At 41.0% G+C, this 20,887-nt stretch carries 9 protein-coding genes; 4 read left to right on the top strand and 5 right to left on the bottom strand.

The window, feature by feature from the left end; all coding sequences use genetic code 11:
* The first annotated feature begins 20 nt into the window (after positions 1-20).
* The 4 genes from ACTJKG_RS13560 (at position 21) to ACTJKG_RS13545 (ending at position 9,457) form a co-directional block, all read left to right on the top strand.
* Positions 21-2,690 carry a glycoside hydrolase family 2 protein gene (locus ACTJKG_RS13560; protein ID WP_440739516.1) on the top strand — a complete coding sequence of 890 codons (2,670 nt, stop codon included), beginning with the start codon at positions 21-23 and terminating at the stop codon, positions 2,688-2,690.
* 13 nt (positions 2,691-2,703) lie between these two features.
* Positions 2,704-4,998 carry a family 20 glycosylhydrolase gene (locus tag ACTJKG_RS13555; RefSeq protein WP_440739515.1) on the top strand — a complete coding sequence of 765 codons (2,295 nt, stop codon included), beginning with the start codon at positions 2,704-2,706 and terminating at the stop codon, positions 4,996-4,998.
* Between the two features lie 9 nt (positions 4,999-5,007).
* Positions 5,008-7,110 carry an alpha-L-fucosidase gene (locus tag ACTJKG_RS13550; RefSeq protein ID WP_440739514.1) on the top strand — a complete coding sequence of 701 codons (2,103 nt, stop codon included), beginning with the start codon at positions 5,008-5,010 and terminating at the stop codon, positions 7,108-7,110.
* A gap of 73 nt (positions 7,111-7,183) precedes the next feature.
* Positions 7,184-9,457, top strand: coding sequence for a GH92 family glycosyl hydrolase (locus ACTJKG_RS13545; RefSeq protein WP_440739513.1), 2,274 nt, complete (start codon positions 7,184-7,186; stop codon positions 9,455-9,457).
* An 85-nt stretch (positions 9,458-9,542) separates the two neighbouring features.
* Here ACTJKG_RS13545 and ACTJKG_RS13540 read toward each other — a convergent pair whose 3' ends face one another.
* The 5 genes from ACTJKG_RS13540 to ACTJKG_RS13520 form a co-directional block, all read right to left on the bottom strand.
* A complete protein-coding gene (locus ACTJKG_RS13540) occupies positions 9,543-11,093 on the bottom strand; it encodes an FG-GAP repeat domain-containing protein (protein WP_172333611.1) in 1,551 nt (516 codons plus the stop codon).
* A gap of 5 nt (positions 11,094-11,098) precedes the next feature.
* Positions 11,099-12,436, bottom strand: a complete 1,338-nt coding sequence (locus ACTJKG_RS13535) for a vanadium-dependent haloperoxidase (RefSeq protein ID WP_172333610.1) — start codon at positions 12,434-12,436, stop codon at positions 11,099-11,101.
* Positions 12,436-15,744, bottom strand: coding sequence for a VCBS repeat-containing protein (locus ACTJKG_RS13530; protein WP_440739512.1), 3,309 nt, complete (start codon positions 15,742-15,744; stop codon positions 12,436-12,438). Before ACTJKG_RS13530 ends, ACTJKG_RS13535 begins: the two co-directional genes overlap by 1 nt.
* Before the next feature lie 124 nt (positions 15,745-15,868).
* Positions 15,869-17,458: a SusD/RagB family nutrient-binding outer membrane lipoprotein gene (locus tag ACTJKG_RS13525; protein ID WP_172333609.1), complete on the bottom strand. Its 1,590-nt coding sequence runs from the start codon at positions 17,456-17,458 to the stop codon at positions 15,869-15,871.
* Positions 17,459-17,463: 5 nt separating this feature from the next.
* Positions 17,464-20,661: a SusC/RagA family TonB-linked outer membrane protein gene (locus tag ACTJKG_RS13520; RefSeq protein WP_216650457.1), complete on the bottom strand. Its 3,198-nt coding sequence runs from the start codon at positions 20,659-20,661 to the stop codon at positions 17,464-17,466.
* Between the last annotated feature and the right edge of the window lie 226 nt (positions 20,662-20,887).

Genomic DNA, 20,887 nt, shown 5'->3' with positions numbered 1-20,887 from the left:
AACCATTACCCCACCACATAATGAAAAAAAATTACCCGGTAGTCAGCCTCGTATCTTATAAATTTTCAATAACAACATTGTTCATACTCTGTATTACTTTGGCAAATGCACAAAGTAAGTATGAGCTAAACGAAGGTTGGAAGTGTGCCCCGGTAAGCAAGGTAAAAGACGCGGGAATAGCCATTTCTCATACAACTTATAATACAAGTTCATGGATGCCAGCTGTTGTGCCAGGCACGGTATTAACCAGCCTGATAGCCGCTCATAAAATGCCCGACCCGTTTTACGGAATGAATAATGAGCAGATCCCTGATATTTATAGGACTGGTCGTGATTACTACACGTATTGGTTTGTAAAGGATTTTAAAGAGGCGCAACTCAGGAGCACTGATCAGGTCTATCTGAATTTCAGAGGTGTAAATTACAGCTGTGATGTGTTTTTGAATGGTCATAAATTAAATGACCAGCTTCATAAAGGTATGTTTTTACGTCAGTCATACAACATTACCAAATGGATGGCTAAAGATGGTAATAACAGGCTCGCCGTTATTGTATATCCTCCAGATGTAGTAGGCAATCCAAACGGAGGCCAGGGTGGTGATGGTACCATAGCCCGCAATGTGGGTATTCAATATACCGCAGGCTGGGATTGGATACAGCCAATCAAAGATCGCAATGCCGGTATATGGGACAAGGTGACTATAGAAAAAACAGGAGCGGTAAGGATTATTGACCCACATGTAGTAACTCTTGTACCAGGTGTAAGACAATCAGAGGGCCCGCAGCAATCAGCTATTATTCAAGTGTCCGCAGATTTACAAAACGCAAGCAGCCTGCCTGTTAGCGGCGAGCTAAAATATACTTTGGATGGCAACGCGGTTTCAAAAAAAGTTACACTCAAAGCGAATTCGACACAAACCATACAACTCAATGATTATTCCTTAAAAAATCCAAAGCTTTGGTGGCCGAGCGGGTATGGTGCACAGCATCTTTATCCAATGGATTTGCAGTTTGTAACCGCCGACAACAAAATATCTGACAAGGACGAAATAAAAGTTGGGGTTCGGCAGATCACCACGGAGTGGAACACTCGTACCGAGAGCAGACAGATCAACATCAACGGACAAAAGATATTTATTAAAGGAGGCAACTGGATAGTATCTGATGAAATGTTACGTTTTTCGGATGCTCGTTATGATGCCGAAGTTCGCTTTCACCGGGATATGAACCTGAACCTGATCAGGGTTTGGGGAGGTGCACTGATTGAACGTCCTGAGTTTTATGAAGCTTGTGACCGATATGGTATGCTGGTCTTTCAGGATATGTGGGGTTCTGGTGATTGTAACGGTCGTTGGACGGATCCGATGAAACTGGATGATCAATGGACGCGCAGAAAATACCCTGACGATCATGGCTTATATCTTAAATCAATTGAAGACCAGGTAAAATTGGTACGTAATTATCCTTCATTGGCTATTTGGTGTGGAGGTAATGAAATAACCCCACCCGAGGATATGTTGATAGCCCTGCGTGATAGTATCATGCCTAAACTGGATAATACCCGTTGGTTTATCCCTTATTCTAATTCAGAGGAGATGTCACGTAACGCCCTGGGCGGCAATGGAGATGGGCCTTATGGTATCCAGCCCTTGTCGACTTTTTGGGCGCATAAAACTTACCCTTTCAACTCTGAAGTAGGTTCGGTAGGGGTAAGCGATTACGAGTCGATCAAAAGATTCATTCCGGCCAAAAATATGGTATTACCCGAGTATGATGAAGCAACTGGCAAGACTAAAACCGATTCTGTTTGGGATTATCATAAGTATATTGGCTATGATGGTTTTATTGATAAATATGGCAAAGCAAAAGATGTAGAGGATTTTGCAACCAAAGCCCAATTGGTCAATTATGATCAATATCGCGGCCTGATGGAAGGTTTTAGTTCACATATGTGGGAGTGGTACACAGGCACTATTATCTGGAAAACCCAGAATCCGTGGACAGCCATGCGCGGCCAGATGTATGATTACTACCTTGACCCTAATGCTTGCCTGTATGGCCTGCACAATGGCAGCGAACCACTACACATTATGTATGATCCAACCGATGGTATGGTGATGGTAGCCAACAATACATTTAAGAGCCATACCAATATGATGCTGGTAGCTAAAGCTTATGATATGGATGGTAAAGAAAAAGTGCTTACCCAGGTATTTTCTGATGTAACGCCAACCACCGTTAAGCGTTATTTATCGTTAAAAGGAGAAATGAATAAATTGGCCAAAGACAAAGGAGCCTTCCTTTGTCTGCAGTTATTGGACAAAGATAAAAAGATCCTCAGCGAAAATATTTACTGGATGCCAGATGAAAAAGGAAACTATTCTGGCTTACAAAACATGCCTAAAGGGAACTTAAGCGCCTCGGCTAAATATCTAAGTGCTGACAAAGTAGAAGTGACTTTAGTTAATACAAGTAACGGCCCTTTGGCATTTTTCAACCGGCTGTCATTAACAGATGCAGATACTAAGCAAAGGGTATTGCCAGCTTTTTACAGTGATAATTATATAACCGTTTTGCCTGGCGAAGAAAAGAAAGTGATCATTGATTACAAAAACTCAGCCAAAAAGAACCTCACTGTAACTATGGGTGGCTGGAATGTAGTTGAACGGACAATATCAATCAACAAATAACAAAAAGAAAAGAATGAAGACCATTTCAAAATATTTGTTGGCAGCGGCATTTATTTTTACCTGCGCTGATGCTATAAACGCGCAGGAAACAGCCACCCGGTTTCCCTTGATCCCATATCCAGCCCAATTGGTAGCCGGTAAGGGTGCTTTTACTATAAGCAATAAAACCAGCATCACAACCGCAAAGCAATTTACTGACGAAGCCAATCAACTCAATCAGCTATTGCAAAAAGGATTAGGTAAAAAACTAACAATAATTAAAGGCAGTAAAGCCAATGCCATCAATTTGGTATATGATGTTGCTCTAACTGCACCAGAGGCCTATAAATTGACTATTAACAAGCAGCAGGTAATTATTACGGCCAAAGATCCGGCAGGTATATTCCATGCAATTGAAACTATTCGCCAATTGTTGCCGGTTTCTATTGAAAAAGGTAGAGTAGGTAAAACTTTACTATTACCAGCTTTAACTATTCAGGATCAACCAGCCTATGCCTGGCGTGGTATGCATCTGGATGTTTCCCGGCATTTTTTCTCGATAAGCTACCTGAAAAAGTTTATTGACAGGATGGCGCTTTACAAAATGAACAAACTTCACCTGCACCTGACAGATGATCAGGGTTGGCGTATCGAGATCAAAAAATATCCCAAGCTAACCGAAGGAGGTGCCTGGCGTATATTTAATAATCAGGATTCAGCCTGTATGAAAAAGGCTAAAGACAATCCTGATTTTGTTATCGACAAAGAACACATTATTCAGCGCGACGGAAAAATCATGTACGGCGGTTTTTATACCCAACAGGAAATGAAAGGCGTGGTAGCTTATGCCGCGGCTCGTCATATCGACATTATACCCGAAATTGATATGCCCGGTCATATGATGGCTGCCATTAACTCTTATCCTTTTTTAACCTGTAACGGTGAAAATTCATGGGGTAAACTGTTTACCAAACCTATTTGTCCGGGTTTAGAAACCACTTATGAATTTGCTCAAAATGTGTTCAGCGAGATCATGGATATTTTCCCGTCACAATACATCCATATTGGTGGTGATGAAGTTGACCGTACTGATTGGGGTAAATCTGCAGATTGTAAAGCCTTGATGGAGCGCGAAGGGATCAAAGATCTGCCCGCCCTGCAAAGCTACTTTATCAATCGCATGGAGAAATTCTTCAATTCCAAAGGTCGTAAGCTGATTGGTTGGGATGAGATTATTGAAGGCGGTATCAGTCCAACGGCTATCATTATGTACTGGCGTACCTGGGTGCCCAATGCTCCGGTGAAAGCAGTAAAAAATGGCAACACCGTCATCATGACTCCTGGGGAACCCTTATATTTTGATTATCAGCCAGATCAATACTCTATCGATAAAGTATACCATTTTAACCCTATCCCTAAGGTTCTAAATGCCGAAGAAGCTAAATCTATCATCGGTGCGCAAGCCAATATCTGGACAGAAATGATACCTTCTGAAAAAAGGGCTGATTATATGTATATGCCCCGCCTTACTGCCCTGGCCGAAATGCTGTGGACAAATCAACCTGGTAAATATGATTCATATCAGAAACGCCTGGTGAAACAGTATAGCCGCATGGATGCTATGAATATCAATTATCGCTTACCCGATCTTCCAGGATTATTGAATAATTATGTATTTATCGATGAGGGAAGTTTAAGCATCAGCAAGCCTTTGCCTTCTTTAATTATCCGTTATACTACTGATGGTTCTTTGCCCGATGCAAAATCACGGGAGTTACCAGAAGCTTTAAGTATAACTAATAATGAAACAGTTCGGGTTGCAGCATTCACCGCAAATGGTACACGCGGCGATGTTTATAATTTGAATTATAGCAAGCAATATATGCTTGGCCCGGTAAAAGTGAAGAGTACAAAACCTGGGTTAGATTGTAAATATTATAAAGCTTCCTTCAAACAAACCTCCCTGATGAAGAAAGCCAGGGTTGACAGTACGTTTACAACCACTGCTATCGAAGTACCATCAACGGTAAAAGCCCCATCATTCGGTATTGCCTACAAAGGGTTCATTAATGTACCTACTGATGATATTTATAGTTTTTATTTAAATGCCGATGATGGTGCCGTATTAAAAATAGGCCCAACAACAGTAGTTGATAATGATGGTAACCACTCTGCCCAGGAAAGGAGCGGACAGATAGCATTGAAAATGGGCTTACATCCATTTGCACTTGACTTTATTGAAGGTGGCGGTGGTTTTACCCTTAAACTCCAATATAGTGTAAATGGTTCGGCCCGGCAGGATATCCCTGCAGAATGGTTTAAAAATTAAATATCAGCAATGAAAAAAATTATTGGTTTACTATTACTGTTTATTATTAGCGTACAGGGCTTTTGTCAGGCTCCTCCTAAACCTTTTGGGCCTTTGCCAACTCAGGGACAACTCAATTGGCAGGAAACGGAAATGTATTGCATTATTCATTATGGTTTGGATACCTATACCAACAAGGAGTGGGGTTATGGCGACGAAGATCCTAAATTGCTTAATCCGTCGCAGTTTAGTGCCTTGCAGATAGTTGCGGCAGCCAAAGCGGGGGGATTTAAAGGTGTTGTGGTGGTAGCAAAACATCACGATGGTTTTTGCCTTTGGCCAACTAAAACAACAGAACACAACATATCACAAAGCCCATATAAAAATGGTAAAGGCGATATACTTCAAGAATATCGTGAGGCCTGTGATAAATTAGGTATGAAACTGGGGGTTTACTGCTCGCCCTGGGATAGGAATAACCCAAACTACGGTACTCCCGAATACTTAAAAATATACCAGGAGCAATTGCGGGAACTATACACACATTATGGCCCGCTGTTCATCTCCTGGCACGATGGTGCCAATGGCGGTGATGGATACTATGGCGGTAAGCGCGAAATACGTAAGATAGATCGCTCAACCTATTATGACTGGAAAAACACCTGGGGCATTACCCGCAAACTACAACCCAACGCGGTTATATTTGGCGATGTAGGTCCGGATGTACGCTGGGTAGGTAACGAGGAAGGCCACGCCGGTGAAACTTGCTGGGCCACATACACGCCTCATGCTCCGGATGAGGGTAAAGAACCTGGCAATGGATATGTAAAGGATTATGAGGGCACAGAAGGTACCCGTGATGGTAAATACTGGATGCCTGCTGAATGTGATGTATCATTAAGACCAGGATGGTTTTATCATAAAATACAAGATGGCGGCGTAAAATCACCTTATACTTTGCTTGATCTATATTACAAAAGTGTTGGTCGCGGCGCTGCACTTGATCTGGGTTTATCGCCTGATCAGCGTGGGATTGTTAATGAGATAGATGTAAAATCGCTTACCGAGTTTGGTCAGTTGCTAAAACAAATCTTTGCGGTAAATCTGGCAAAAGGAGCAACGCTTACAGCAAGTAACGTACGCGGTAAGAATACTGTTAAATACGGTCCGCAGTTTTTATTGGATAACGATCGCTATAGTTATTGGGCTACAGACGATAAAGTAACTACGCCTCAATTAACTATTGATCTGCATATCCCTAAAACATTTAATGTAATCAGGGTGCGTGAAAACATCAAATTAGGGCAACGCATCGATTCGCTCGCTGTTGACGCCTTTACCAATGGCAAATGGCAGCAAATTGCTTCGGCAACCAGTATAGGAGGGAACCGGCTTATCCGTTTAACACAAAATATTACAGCATCTAAATTAAGATTACGTATAACTGGTTCACAAGCTGCTATAGCTTTAAGTGATTTTGGTATTTATAAAGAGCCGGTTCATTTAACCGCTCCGAAGATCAGCAGGAACAAAAGTGGTGAAATAAGCATCAGTACCGAAGCTCCCGTAAATTCTATTCACTACACTTTAAATGGGCAAGAGCCAACCTTGAAGTCACCGCTATATAAAGGTCCTTTTACTATAACTGACGATGCAGTAATAAAAGCACGTAGTTTTGAAGGAAAAGATCAGCAAAGTGAGACTGCTTTTGTTTCATTAGGATATGCTAAGGCTGACTGGAAGGTTATTGATGCCAGTAATAATAACCGGGCCGAAAACGCTATTGACGAAAACAGCCATTCCATTTACAGTACTTTAAAACAAGAAAATACATCTTTTCCGCAACAAATAAGCATTGATCTGGGTAGCATTAAAGAAATAAAGGCTTTTGGCTATTTACCCCGTCAGGATAAACAATTTGATGGAATTGTTGATAGCTATGTATTCTACATTAGTAATGATGGTAAAGAATGGCAAAAAGTAGCTTCGGGCGAATTTTCTAACATTAAAGCAAGTTTGATAGAGCAGCCGGTTATTTTGAAAGAGCCTGTTAAAGCCAGGTATTTTAAATTTGAGGCAACGCATGTAATTTCGGGAAATGGTATTACTGTTGCTGAATTAAGCGTTTATTAATAAACTATTAAGTATTGGGTTTATGTTTGTATCGAATTATAAACCCAATACTATTTCTATATCAAATCATTCAATGAAAAAACAGATCTGTTTAGCCGGGTTACTGGCATTATTTTGTTCAAATTCATTTGGCCAGGCGCATAAACCGGCTGCGGCAAAGCAAGGTAGTTTAACTCAATATGTCGACCCTTACATTGGTACGGGGTTTCACGGTCACGTTTTTGTAGGTGCCAGCGTACCTTTTGGCGCGGTTCAATTGGGGCCAACCAATATTTCCGAAGGCTGGGACTGGTGCTCGGGATATCATATATCCGATTCAACTATCATCGGTTTTCAGCATACGCATTTGAGTGGTACCGGTATAGGCGATCTGGGCGATATTTCCTTTATGCCAACTACCGGACCTGTTAAAGTAACCAAAGGCACAATAAAAGATCTGCAAAGCGGATATACATCACTATTCAGTCATCAGGACGAGGTTGTAAAACCTGGTTATTATAAAGTTAAGCTAAAACGTTATAGTATAGGTGTAGAGCTTACCGCAAGTACAAGAGTTGGTATGCACAAATATACTTTCCCAGCTGCAAAAAATGCTCATATAGTGATCGATCTGAAGGAAGGTATCGGCTGGGACAAATCAATGGAAACCTACATCAAACAGGTTGATAAAAATACCATTGCAGGCTATCGTTTTTCAAAAGGCTGGGCGGTTGATCAGCGTATTTACTTTACCGCTGTATTTTCTAAATCTATCAGCAAATTCGAGGTTTATGACAATACAACACTTGCTTCCGGAACCGAGCTGAAAAGCGAGAAGACTAAAGGCGTGATCAGTTTTGCTACAACCAAAGGCGAGGTAGTTTATGCCAAAGTAGGTATATCACCGGTAAGTTCCGAAAATGCGATGCTGAACATCAAAACGGAGATACCAGGCTGGGATTTTAATAAGGTAGTTGCCGATGCTGATAAAGCCTGGAATAATCAACTTCAAAAGATCACTATTAAAGCCGATTCATTATCACAACTTAAAAAGTTCTATACAGCTTTTTATCACACCATGATAGCTCCATCTATATTTAACGATGTGAACGGGGAGTATTGGGGAACAGATAAAAAAGTGCATAAGAATCAGGGCTTCAATAACGTAACTACCTTCTCTTTGTGGGATACTTACCGGGCTAATAATCCGCTATCGACCATTATTCATCCGGAGCATACCAATGACATGATCAACTCTATGCTGGCTATTTACCAGCAGCAGGGTAGCTTACCAGTATGGCATTTAATGGCCAACGAAACCAATTGTATGGTAGGTTACAGTGCGGTGCCTGTTGTGGCCGATGCTTTGTTAAAAGGTTACAAAGGTTTTGACGCTAACCTGGCTTATGAGGCTATGAAAACAACCGCCATGCAGGATACCCGTGGTATTAAGTTTGTAAAAAGCCTGGGTTATATTCCTGCTGATAGTACTGCAGAATCCGTATCGATGGGTATGGAATATGCTATCGATGATTGGTGTATTGCACAGGTCGCCAAAAAATTAGGCAAACAAGCCGATTATGATTATTTCAGCAAGCGCGGTCAGTATTATAAAAATTATTATGATCCTAAAGTTGGATTTATGCGTGGCCGTTTGTCAGAAAACTCATGGCGCACACCTTATAGCCCATTCATTTCTATACATGAGCATGGCGATTTTACAGAGGGCAATGGCTGGCAGTATACTTTCCTGGTACCTCAGGATGTGGAGGGTTTGATAAACCTGTTAGGCGGCGAAGCAAAATTCAACACCAAACTCGACTCGCTATTTATCGCAAAGGGTGATATGGGTAAATTTAAATCGCCGGATGTATCTGGTCTGATCGGTCAGTATGCCCATGGTAATGAGCCAAGCCATCCGATGAGTTATTTTTATGATTATTCTGGCCAGCCCTGGAAAACTGCCGAAAAAGTAAGGTATATCCTTGATGATTTTTATACCGATAAACCAGATGGTATTATTGGTAACGAAGATGTTGGTCAGATGTCGGCCTGGTATGTATTATCGGCGCTTGGATTTTATTCGGCCAATCCGGCAAACGGACTGTATGTTTTCGGTAGTCCCGTTATTAACGAAGCTACTTTAAAATTGCAAGGCAATAAAACTTTCCATATCGTGGTAAAAAACAACGGCCCGCAAAATAAGTACATTAACGCGATGCTGCTAAATGGCAAGGTTTACAACAAAACCTATTTTGCATACAAAGACATCATCAACGGAGGTGAATTGGTAATTACCATGGGCAACAAACCAGGAACAGTCTGGGGAGTAGGTGATGCTAATAAAGCGGTATCGGTATTGAAATAAACCCCAATAGTTTGTCATCCTGAACGTAGTGAAGGATATATTAACCACGCGATAGGTTCTTCGCTATGCTCAGAATGACAAAATTTTATTTTTTGCTTTTATAAAGCTGATTATAAAAAATACTCAAACCATATTTAGCCGATTTCCATTTCTGGTCAAGATCGGCAGGAGCGGGGCCGGGGCTTTGAGCAAAGTTACCTGTGATAATATCCAGATCACCATCGCTATCGACATCTGCAGCTTCAAGCGTCAGTGTTTTTATTGGGACTTCACTCTTCTGCGTATATGATTTAAAGGTAAATTTCCCCTGGTCTGTATTATCCAGGTATACAAATGATTCATCAACCAGTTTCCCAAATTCAGGGAAGAAAGCTGTGGCCGCAAAATCAATATCCCCGTCTTTATCAAAATCCTCGGCTACTACTTTGGTAACACCATAAATCGGGTAAAAGAATTTCTCCTGAAATATATTGTTTCCCTGGTTGATGTTAAGACGGATACCGTGATAGGCTTTCAGAATATTAGAGTAATCGGCATTATCGCCATGTACAGTTACAATATCTGTAAGCCCGTCGTGATTATAATCAACCAAAACCATATCTGTTGTACCATAATTGGGCGGAAAACGTAAAACCCGCTTTGCTTTAAATTTGAGTTTATCCTTCTGATAAAAGATCCACACGCTTTCGTCCCCTTGCGAAAATAGAGCAACAATGTCTTTTTTTCCATCGCCATCCATATCCTTAATGTAACATTTGATAGCTCCGGCCTGGGGCATTAATACATCTTCAGAGTATTGTCCGGATCTATTCTTTTTAAACAGCGACAGAGAACCAATCTTGTTGCCGAAGTTGCAAACCACAATCTCGGGTATGCCATCATTATCCAAATCCTCGATTTCAGCGTGAACGGGCCGATGTAAGGCCGTAATTAATGGTGTGCGTTCACTATCCTTCAATTGCGAATAAGATCCCGTGCTGAGCTCCGTAGGAAATAGTTTGCCTATCTCCGTGAAATACGTATCGCCTTTATAAAAATTAAAATCAACTACGGGGGTGTTACTATTAAAAATTTTGGTTACGCCTTTACCATATTGCCAGTTATACACCTTTTTATAAAAATCACCTATCCAAAGGGTATTGGTAATAGAATTATATTCCAGGCCTGTTATTAATGATGGTGTAGTTTCTGCTATTGGCACATCCTCACGTAGAAATTGTTGTAGTGGACTGTTACGTGTCAGCCTTTTTTCATCTAACGATATACTATCGGGGGCATTAATGAGTATATAATTTATAATTTTGCTATATTCCTCATTAGTTAAAATAGGTTCGTCTGGAATGATGCGCGCCTTTTTTACGATCTCCCGTTCCTCTTCGCTTAAGCCCCTTAATGGATCATAATTAGGGTAGATGATACCCATGCGGCTTGCCATAACAGGCAATACGTGGTTTTGCCAAATCCTCTTAGTTAAACTCGCCGGATCGGGGGCCATATGGCAGTTGGTACAATATCTGTCGAAAAGCATTTTGCCTTCGTCGTTAGCCGGCAAATATCTTTTGGCAGTAAATGAATTGAGGCAAATAAGAGCGGTTAAAACAAAAAGCCCGGTTAAAATAAATGCTCTTATTTTCATACGAATCAATTTTGCCTGGTGATTTTTGCAGCTTTTATTTTTTCTATAACCTTAGCTGCCACCAACCGGCCTTGTTTGTTGCCAAAAACGATAGCATCCTTAAAGTGGATGCCTCCGTAAAAACGGGATATGGAAGCTTCTTCGGCTGCTTCATAGAAAGATTTGAAACTGCGCGGGCCAACGCCGTATGGCACTTCCGAATCATCGGTATAACCAAATTTATCGCCCAACAGGTACGTTAAAACCCCTGCGGATGCATTGGAAAGTACCGCATGCCCGCTTGGATATTCGGGGAATGGCGGGGTTTGCAAATAAGGCGTCCAGGTAATGTCGATATACTTGTTGATATAAGTTTCCGGGCGGATCCCGTTACTGCGGTATTTCTCGTCCCAGCAGCTAATAAAGGCATCCATGAGGGTTACAGCTTCAAGTGTGAGTACAGTTACCGAACGATCAAAGCTTAAATTAGCTTTTTTACATACAATACCGGCGATGTTCATCCAATGCCCTCCCGGACTGATCTTCTTAAAACCGATCATCATGTGACCAGATGTGGTAACCGCGAATGGGTTACAATCCCAAAAATTGGCGATAGTCACCTGCTCCATCGGGGGATTTTTGGAAACCTTATAAACATCATAAGCCTGCTTATAAAATTCACTCGTGCTATCGGTACTGAATGGCGTTGGCCGTACCGGTACAAATTCATTGGATGAGTCGATAAGCATCGGTCTTATCGTTTTCCAGTTCGGCTCCACAGCCTCCATATAGGTTGGGGGAGTAGGATACCAATTTTTACCGCCCTTTATAGGGGTATATCTTAACCTGCCGCTTAGTTTATTGTAATTATCACCTTTGGAGTACTTGATCACTTTGGCAGTCATTTCTGTGGCCGCAGCAATAGATTGCTTGATGATATCATCACCTATTTTATTATCTTTTAGCAAAGCAACATATTTATCCTCAGCATCCTGCAGCATAAAGCCAGATGGAAGCATCTGTTTACCTGTTTCAAGCATGCAGTATATCGCGGCAATTTGATAATTGTATTTATCTTTTTCAATGCTCAGTTGGTTATCATCCTTATAGCTTTTTATAAAATCGGCAAGCGGCACTATCTCTTTGTTATTTAAAGCCGTAAGGTTGTAAGCGCCCAACATCACGTAGTTATAATAACGGGCAGCTGCCGGTGGATTCACCACATCATGTATCATTACTGCCGATATCGCCTTGACCGTATTATCCAGCTGTAAATAATCGGGTAACAATTTTTTATTCTTTTGAGCATAGCTCGGAATTGCACTGCACAATACCAGCAAAAAGATGAATATATTTTTGATCATTAGTTTTCCTTATAAAATTGTAATGGCTGGCCAGATATGCCTATCAAAATATATTTTGAGCCGTTTATTTTTGTTTCTACCGCTGATTTTACATCTCCGGTAACCGAAAGTCCAGATGATAGCTTTGTTTCATATTTGAAACCACCTTTACCATCTCCGGTTAAGAGGCAGCCATAATTGGCATCAAAGCTCCCTAGTTTTAAGCGGTTGTCGGAATGATTGCCTAACAGCAGAAGATCTGGTTTGCCATCATGGTTAAAGTCGGCGGTGATTATTTGGGTTACCATCGAAAACTGGGCTTCAATCGGTAGTTGCGCTTTTACGAATTTGCCATTCCTGTTTAAAAAACAGCTGGTTTGCACGTCGTTAACGATAAGTTTCGTAGCCTTAGCCAAATCATCCGGACTAAAAATATCCTTCATTGTAGCATCACAGTAAGCTTTGTAGGAGTTGAATTTTTTACGCATGGGGTATATCTGATCGTTCAACTCATCGCGGCTTACAAATGGATAGCTCACTCCCTGGATATAAAAATTAAAGAACGGGTCGATAGAGCCATTGCCATCAAAATCGGCATAATACATTTCGGCAGGCTCGGTAATTGAGGCATGTATTTGCGTATTGGTACCCAGGTTGCCCGCTATAATGTCTGCTTTGCCATCACCATCTATATCGGTAATAGTCAAAGTATTCCAAAAGCCATTTTCCTGGTGATCAAAGTATTTGGCGGTTTCATCTACAAAGCCGTTTGTAGTATTGATATAAACCAGGATAGGCATAAATTCACCACAAATAACCAGGTCTTTACGACCATCATTATTTAAGTCAACCCATTGGGCGTCTTTTACCATACCACAAGCTGCAAATGGTACGTCGGTTGTAACAAAACGACCCTCACCTGCATTAGTTAACAGGTAGCTTTTGGGCGTTACAGGGTACTGGCCGGGAATAACATTAGCGCCTACAAAAAGATCTATTTTACCATCGTTGTTATAATCGCAGGGGCGTATACATGATTTACTACCGGTATTTAGTTGTGGCAGAGAGGTGGTTGATAAAGTGAAATTCCCCTTGCCGTCATTAAAATATAGCTTATCCTGTAAGTCGGGAGTGTTGGGCTCTACTAATGAATATCCTCCCTTAGCCACATACAAATCCGGTAAACCGTCGCCGTTGGCGTCAAAAAATACGGCCGCGGAGGTATTTTCATGGTTCAGATCTGACACTTCACTTGTATTAAATGTACCGCCTGGCTTTTGAATATATATTTTACCCGGGGTATTTTGGTCGCCACCAATAAATAGATCTTCGAGACCATCTTTGTTTACATCGGCCTTGGCTATAACCGGCCCTGTTTTGGAGCTCATAAAGAGCATCAGCAATTGACGCTTAAAATCGTTTATAGTAGTTTCGGTATGTTTATAGTCAATAATGGGTTTGGTTTGCGTTAGGATACTTTTACTTCCCCTGACTGCTGGTTTATAAACTACTAAGCCTGCTTTATAGGCAACATTTAAACGCTGATTAGCCTTCACATCAGTCAATAATTGTGAAGTTTGATCGGGCCATATTATCCGTATAGAATCAATTTTACTTTGATCGCCAAGACCAAAGTTGAGAACGGTAGATACGCAGGATAGGTAACCTCTATTCGGGTTAACCTCCTGGTATTGTACCTGTTTGTTGTTGTATACAAATACCTTAGCGCCTATGGCGTTTACATTTGGGCCGTCTTGTTTTAAGTTGACGGCCAGATAACTTTTTTTAGAAGTTTCCATCGTCATGTTTTGATAGATGGATGCTTCACTGTTGATGTTGTTGGTAACCAGGTCAAGGTCACCATCATTATCCAGATCGGCATAAACTGCTCCGCTTGATATGCCTGGTTTATTGATACCCCAATCCTGTTTCTTTTCGGTGAAAGTAAGGTCGTGATTGTTTTGAAAAACATAATTCGAGAGGGCAGTGGATGGCATAGCTTTTACCAGGTCCATTAACAGGTATGGTTCTTTGTCCATGGCTTTCTTAAGCTTATAATCGCCCCAGTACCGTAAAAAATCCTTGTTGGTATAATCCCTGAAATAACCGTTGGATATGAAGATGTCTTTATACCCATCATTGTCAAAGTCGGCCATAAGTGGACACCAGCTCCAATCGGTATTAGAAACACCCGCCAGCTGACCGATCTCACTAAAAGTACCATCACCATTGTTAAGCTGCAACATGTTACGCATGTATTGCTTATACAGATCCTGCTGTAGCATTAATTCAAATGATTCGTAATTTTCCTGCAGCTGCAAAAGTTTTTGACGACGATTGTCTGGTGGCAGCATATCAAGGGTCATGATATCCGGCAAACCGTCATTATTTATGTCGGCAATATCCACCCCCATTGAAAACTGCGAAAGATGCCTTAAACTTTGTTTGCTTTTATCAGTAAAAGTTCCATCCCCGTTATTGATATACATGTAATCGGGTTCGTTATAATCATTGGTTACGTAAATATCCTGAAAACCATCTTTATTGATATCAGCAATGGCAACGCCTAAGCCAAAAGTAAGTGGGTTTTGTATAATACCAGCTTTTTTTGAAACGTCAATAAAATGTCCTCCCTGGTTTTCAAAAAGTTTATTGCTGGCCAGTTCGTCGGTTTCTTTTTTGTTTTGAGCAAATTCCAGATTGCTTATCTTTTTTACATTATGATTAAGCAGAAACATGTCCAACTTGCCATCATTGTTATAATCAAAAAATGCGGCCTGAGTACTATAACCAGGATCGTCCAGGCCATATTCTTTGGCCTGATCTATAAATTTATTATTGCCTTTATTAATGAATAATTGATTGCGGCGTTTGCTGTTATCGCCAAGGCCCGAGTAGCATACGTAAATATCTAAAAGACCATCGCCATTTACATCGGCCATGGTAACGCCTGTTTTCCAATTACCTGTACGACCGGCCAGTCCGGTACCGGCTTCTTTGGTTATATCTTTAAATTTTAAATTGCCCAGGTTAAGGTAAAGCTTATTAGGGCCAAGATTACTGGTGAAGAAGATATCTTCGAGCCCATCGTTATTGATGTCACCTACAGCCACTCCGCCACCATTGTATAAATATTCGTATGATAATACATTCAGATGTTCATCCTCTATAAGATCGTTTTTAAAAGTTATGCTTGTTTGCTCAGGAGGTAGCAGTTTAAAAAGTGTTTGCTGTGCATGCAAGTGAGTGCAGGTAAAACATAGCACTGCGATAATTATCATGAAAGGTCTGATGCCGCCTTTAGGAGTGAATAATTTAAAAACAGACATAATAGGTTTATTTAAAACACAAATCGGTTAGGCACACTGCTGTTCTAAAAATAAGGTTTATAAAGCGTATAAAGCAAACAGGGAGACAAATAATGTCTCCCTGTTTGCTTAGAAAAAAAGTATGCTATTTATCCCACCATACCTTGGCTGTGAAGGTATCACCTCCAGTAAGCCTGGCAACAGCCGCTGCATAATTAGCAGCATTTGTTGATGGTAATCCAAGTGGATAAGGAATCCTTCTCGGAATAGTGGTAGCAAATTGGTTGGGATAAGAAACTGCTGTTAGAGCAGGATATCCTGACCGTCTCCAGTTTGACCAGGTTTCGTTGAAGTTAAATGTTGTTGATGTTGTAACGAAATACTCCATATTGATCTGTTGTAAAGCTGTAGCCGCAACCAAAGGATGAGCTGCTACATAGGTCGTAATGCTTGCTGCGGGTACAGATGTTGTACCAAACTGAGCTAAGGTTGCCATATCAGCAGTAAGAGCATTTGCATAGTGTGTGGCAGCAGTACCTGTATTCCAACCTCTTGTAGCCGCTTCGGCAAATAAAAGCTCACTTTCGCCGTAAGTCATCAGAAAATTATAGCGGTTGCGATCATCATATACTGCAAACTGAGGGCGGGAATATTTACCATCAGGAGCAGCGGCATCACCTGTAACCGCCGGATTAGCAGGGCTTGTGCCTGGATAGCCTGGAGCGTTTGAGATGTCAGTAGCACCACCTTTTAGGTCATAACCATTCGGCATACCTACCTGTAGGCTTGCTGTATTGATACCAACTATCTGGGTTTCATTAGCTTTTTTTCCAGTGCCGGTTGATATTTCGGCAATAGCGCTAATGCGTGGATCGGCGGTTAGTTTCATATAATCTATCAGGGTTTTTGACCATCGTACTTCCCTGAAATCATCTGTAACCAGTAATGCATTGGCGTCGCTGTTAGCATTTCCGTTTGTATTGTCGGCTTTTACTTTTGCATTATCATCAATAGATGCCATGGCTCCGCCCTTGTATGCCATTTCTGCATATTTCTGAGCGGTTACCGCGTCAACTTTAGTTAAACGCATAGCTGCCCTTAGCATTAGCGAATAGCCCAATTTTTTCCATTTGGAAACATCGCCTCCATAAAAAAGATCAGAAGTGGGCCCGGCTTTTGATGCATCAAGAGCTGTTGTTGCTTTATCCAATTGATCAAGCATCGAGGTATAAATGCTTTGCTGAGTATCAAAAACAGGTGTAACTATACCTTCTTTGGCTTGTCCCTCCTGCGAAAATGGCACATCGCCATAAGCATCAGTGATGCGTTGCAATATCATCATCCGCAGGATGGTTCCGCAATTGTCAAGGTTAGAAAGAGCCGCATTACCCTTAATAACATTCTTCATTTCATCAATTAAAGTAGATGAACCATAGCTGGTATTCCACGTTCTTGAGAAATAATCGCGTCCACTGCCAGCATAAATATATTTATCGCCATTTCCGTAGTAATCATAAGTAGATGCTAATGATTGCACCCACATACTTTGAAAAAGTAATTGATCATATCCGGAGTTTGAGAATTTAATTTGAGCTTGTGACATCAAAAAGGGTGCAGTAACCAAAGTTGGGGCTACTTTAGTAGGATCTGTATTGATCTGGTCGAAATTTTTAGTACAACCCGCTATAAAGGTGGCACCCATAAGCAGGCAACTATATATCAGTTGTTTTTTCATCTCTGTTATTTTTTAAATTTAAAGTTCACATTTAACCCATATGTCCTGACAGGAGGTACGCTTGTACCTTCAATACCGGCATAATTGATGCCTGGCGCAAAATTTGATTCAGGGTCAATGTTGTCTGTGTGTTTCATGATTGTCCAAAGATTTCTACCAACTAATGAAACGGTGATAGAGTTGAAAGGACTGTTGCCTAAAATATTTTTGGGGATACTGTAACCAAACGAAACCTGGCGCAGTTTAATAAAGCTGCCATCCAAAACATTTAAGGCAGAAACGTTGCGTGCCAGCGTTTGATAATATGTTTCGGCAGGTACATTAACTGTGTTTTTTGCACCACTTTCGGTTACACCAACACCAACCACGCCTGTTTCACGGCCTTCAAGAGTCATTTTGTTTAAACCGCGGAAAATGCTGTAATAATTAGTTGCCGATAATACCTTGTTGCCAAAACGATAGTCAACCAGGAAACCCAGGTTAAAGTTTTTATAGGTAAAATCGTTATTAAAGCCACCGTAAAATTTAGGTACAACGCTTCCCATAGGTATGCGTGCAGTAGTTTCGGCATTACCTGTAGCATCAAATATAATATTGCCACTGCCGTCACGTTTGTAATCATTAGCCATAATTTGCGGGCCCGGAAGACCTTTAACAAAAGCGGTAGTTGCATTTAACGGACGATAAGTGCCTAAGCCTAAATTTGCACCTGCAAGATCGGTTTCTAATACTTTGTTTTTAATATAAGTAAAGTTAAAAGAAGGCGACCAGGTAAATGTACTTGTTTTTACAGGTGTGCCATGTATTTCAACTTCTATACCTTTATTGCCAACAGATGCTGATGGAATATAATAGTTAGTGTATCCGGTTGACCAATCAAGAGTACCGCTAACGATCTCATTTTTAGTTTTTCTGTCAAAATAAGCTACATCCAATCCTAAACGATCATTCAAAAACTTTAACTCGGTACCAATTTCAAACTCGGTTAAAGTAAATGGTTTTAGATTAACATTGGGTAATTGAGAAGAAAAGGTAGCCGCAGGAACACCATTAATTGAATTAGCCACGCTATAGTAAACCTGGTTTGTAAATGGAACCGCTGGATTACTTGTTTTTGCGTATGAAACCCGCAGCTTTCCAAAATCAAGACCATTGATATGCGTAAGATCAGAGAATATAAAACTTGCAGAAACAGAAGGTGTGAAAAGACCAGGACCTAAAGCTTTTGATATACTGCTATAATAATCATAGCGTCCGGATGTACTTAAAACCAAAAAGTTTTTCACGGCAAAATCAGCAGTATAATAGGCTGAGTTCACCTGCTGTCTTTTAGGGTCATCATCTAAAGTACCAGAATCAGAGCCAATATTTCCAGCGAGTCTTTGCGCGCCGTTTGAAAGGTCATAGAAGTAAGGAAGGATAAGGTTGTTGGCATTGATATAAGTACCGTCATAATTACTTTTACGAATATTGCCACCCACAGACATGTCAAGGTTAAGGAAATCCTTAATCAAATCGTGCTTGGCGCTTAATAATACATCCGCGTTAAATTCGGTTGTTTGTGTTTGTTGTGTTTTTAAATTACCATTGCTGCCGCTCACATATGCTGTTCCGGTTGGCTCTACCCTAAAACGCTTGTCATGGATCTGATCATAACCTATACGGCCTTGCACATATGCCCAGGGAGTTAAGCTATATTTGGCCGATATCGAAGATATTAAGCGCTCCCTGTTTGAGTTGGTTATAAAATTATAAGCTGCAAAATAAGGATTGGTTACATATATATCATTGGTAAATGATTGTTCAGAACCATCGGCTTTTGTTCCCGGCGCTAAAGTGCTTTGGGCCTGGTTGGGTGCCAAAAACTGTACGTTGTTGGGGTTTCCTGGTCCATCACTTAAACCAGAGCGGTTTTTCTCGTTATCCAATATGTAATTGGCAACCAGATTAATGTCCAGATTTTTCATTACGGTTTGTGAACCGTTGAAGTTAAAGGTTTTCCTGTTAAGCCCGCTGTTTGGTGTAATAGCGTGATTGTTCATGTCTGACAACGACAAGCGGAAAGCACCGGTTTCATTACCACCTGTTAAAGCTACAGTATTGGTAAAAGTGTTTCCGGTTTTGTAAAATTTGGTATAATCGTCGCTGGTTTTTGAATATGGATGAGTTTTACCATCGATCTGAATTACCTGTGAACCATCAAGTTTAGGTCCCCATGCCAGGCTACCTGTACTTAAAGCTGCGGCAAGATTGGCTGGTTTAACACCCAACTCACCTTGTCCGTATTGGGTTTGGAAATCGGTATTGTCATAAATTTTATCCATCTGGTAATTGGTGTTGTATTCTACGCCAAAACCTGAATTTTTCTTACCCGATTTGGTGGTAATCAAAATAACGCCACCTGTTGCGCGGGTACCATAAAGCGCAGATGCTGATTGACCTTTCAATACCGTCATAGTTTCAATATCATCGGGGTTAATGTTGGCAATACCATCACCATAATCTGCACCGCCCCACTCGCCCGATTGGCCTCTTTGGGTGTTGTCCATTGGAACGCCATTAATAACAAATAGAGGACCCTGAGTAGAGCTGGTACTGGTAACCCCGCGTAATAATATACGGGCTGATGAACCTGCGCCACCACTGGTACCACTAATACTTAAACCAGCTACCCGGCCTTCTAAGGAATACGCTACGTTTGTTTCCTTCGCTTTATCAAGAAGGTCTCCCTTTACTGTCGTAAGGGCATATCCTAATTTTTTCTGTTCTTTTTTTATGCCCAAAGCAGTAACCACTACCTCATTGAGGTTGGTGTTTGCTATCAGCGTGATAGTTAATGAAGTTCTGTTGCCTACTGCTATTTCCTGGGTGGTAAAACCAATATAGCTAACTACCAATACAGTCTTGCTATCGCCTTCAATGCTAAAATTACCATTTGCGTCTGTTTGCGCGCCTGCATTTGAGCCTTTTATTCTGATACTTACACCAATCAGTGGCTGTCCTTTATCATCAACTACTTTACCGCTGATCTTTGCGATATTGTTGCTGATATTAAAATTTAAATTGTGGGTTAATTTAGGTGTTGCGTGTGCCGCTGTTTGCGTATTTATGAGAACTATACCAGCAAGGGCTAATTTACATAAGGGCAAAGATTTTGATATCCACGGCCTATGTACACCCATGGGGTGTTTGAAAAATTTCATATTTTACTGAATTTAAAGGGAGTTAATAACAAGGTACTATTGCAGCACCTGCATTTATAAACATTCAAAAATCATGGTGTCGGGCAGCAATTTCCCGCCGGGTAATTGTGCTTTGTGTAGGGTTAGTAAGCGTTTTTTACATAGGCCTATTTTTTCGGGTTTTTTAATTAATGTTGGTGTTAAATGCACACTTAATCGCCCGGGATTGCATCGGGCGTATAAAGTG

The sequence above is a fragment of the Mucilaginibacter sp. 22184 genome (genome assembly GCF_052045695.1).
Taxonomy (GTDB): Bacteria; Bacteroidota; Bacteroidia; order Sphingobacteriales; family Sphingobacteriaceae; genus Mucilaginibacter.
Note: the sequence above shows the minus strand (reverse complement) of the source record. Positions and strands in the feature narration are given on the sequence as shown.

Bases quoted from the DNA above. Each gene is read 5' to 3' on its own strand.
- ACTJKG_RS13525 (WP_172333609.1), bottom strand. From the start codon at position 17,458: ATGAAAAAACAACTGATATATAGTTGCCTGCTTATGGGTGCCACCTTT.
- ACTJKG_RS13550 (WP_440739514.1), top strand. From the start codon at position 5,008: ATGAAAAAAATTATTGGTTTACTATTACTGTTTATTATTAGCGTACAG.
- ACTJKG_RS13560 (WP_440739516.1), top strand. From the start codon at position 21: ATGAAAAAAAATTACCCGGTAGTCAGCCTCGTATCTTATAAATTTTCA.
- ACTJKG_RS13555 (WP_440739515.1), top strand. From the start codon at position 2,704: ATGAAGACCATTTCAAAATATTTGTTGGCAGCGGCATTTATTTTTACC.
- ACTJKG_RS13520 (WP_216650457.1), bottom strand. From the start codon at position 20,661: ATGAAATTTTTCAAACACCCCATGGGTGTACATAGGCCGTGGATATCA.
- ACTJKG_RS13530 (WP_440739512.1), bottom strand. From the start codon at position 15,744: ATGTCTGTTTTTAAATTATTCACTCCTAAAGGCGGCATCAGACCTTTC.
- ACTJKG_RS13545 (WP_440739513.1), top strand. From the start codon at position 7,184: ATGAAAAAACAGATCTGTTTAGCCGGGTTACTGGCATTATTTTGTTCA.
- ACTJKG_RS13535 (WP_172333610.1), bottom strand. From the start codon at position 12,436: ATGATCAAAAATATATTCATCTTTTTGCTGGTATTGTGCAGTGCAATT.
- ACTJKG_RS13540 (WP_172333611.1), bottom strand. From the start codon at position 11,093: ATGAAAATAAGAGCATTTATTTTAACCGGGCTTTTTGTTTTAACCGCT.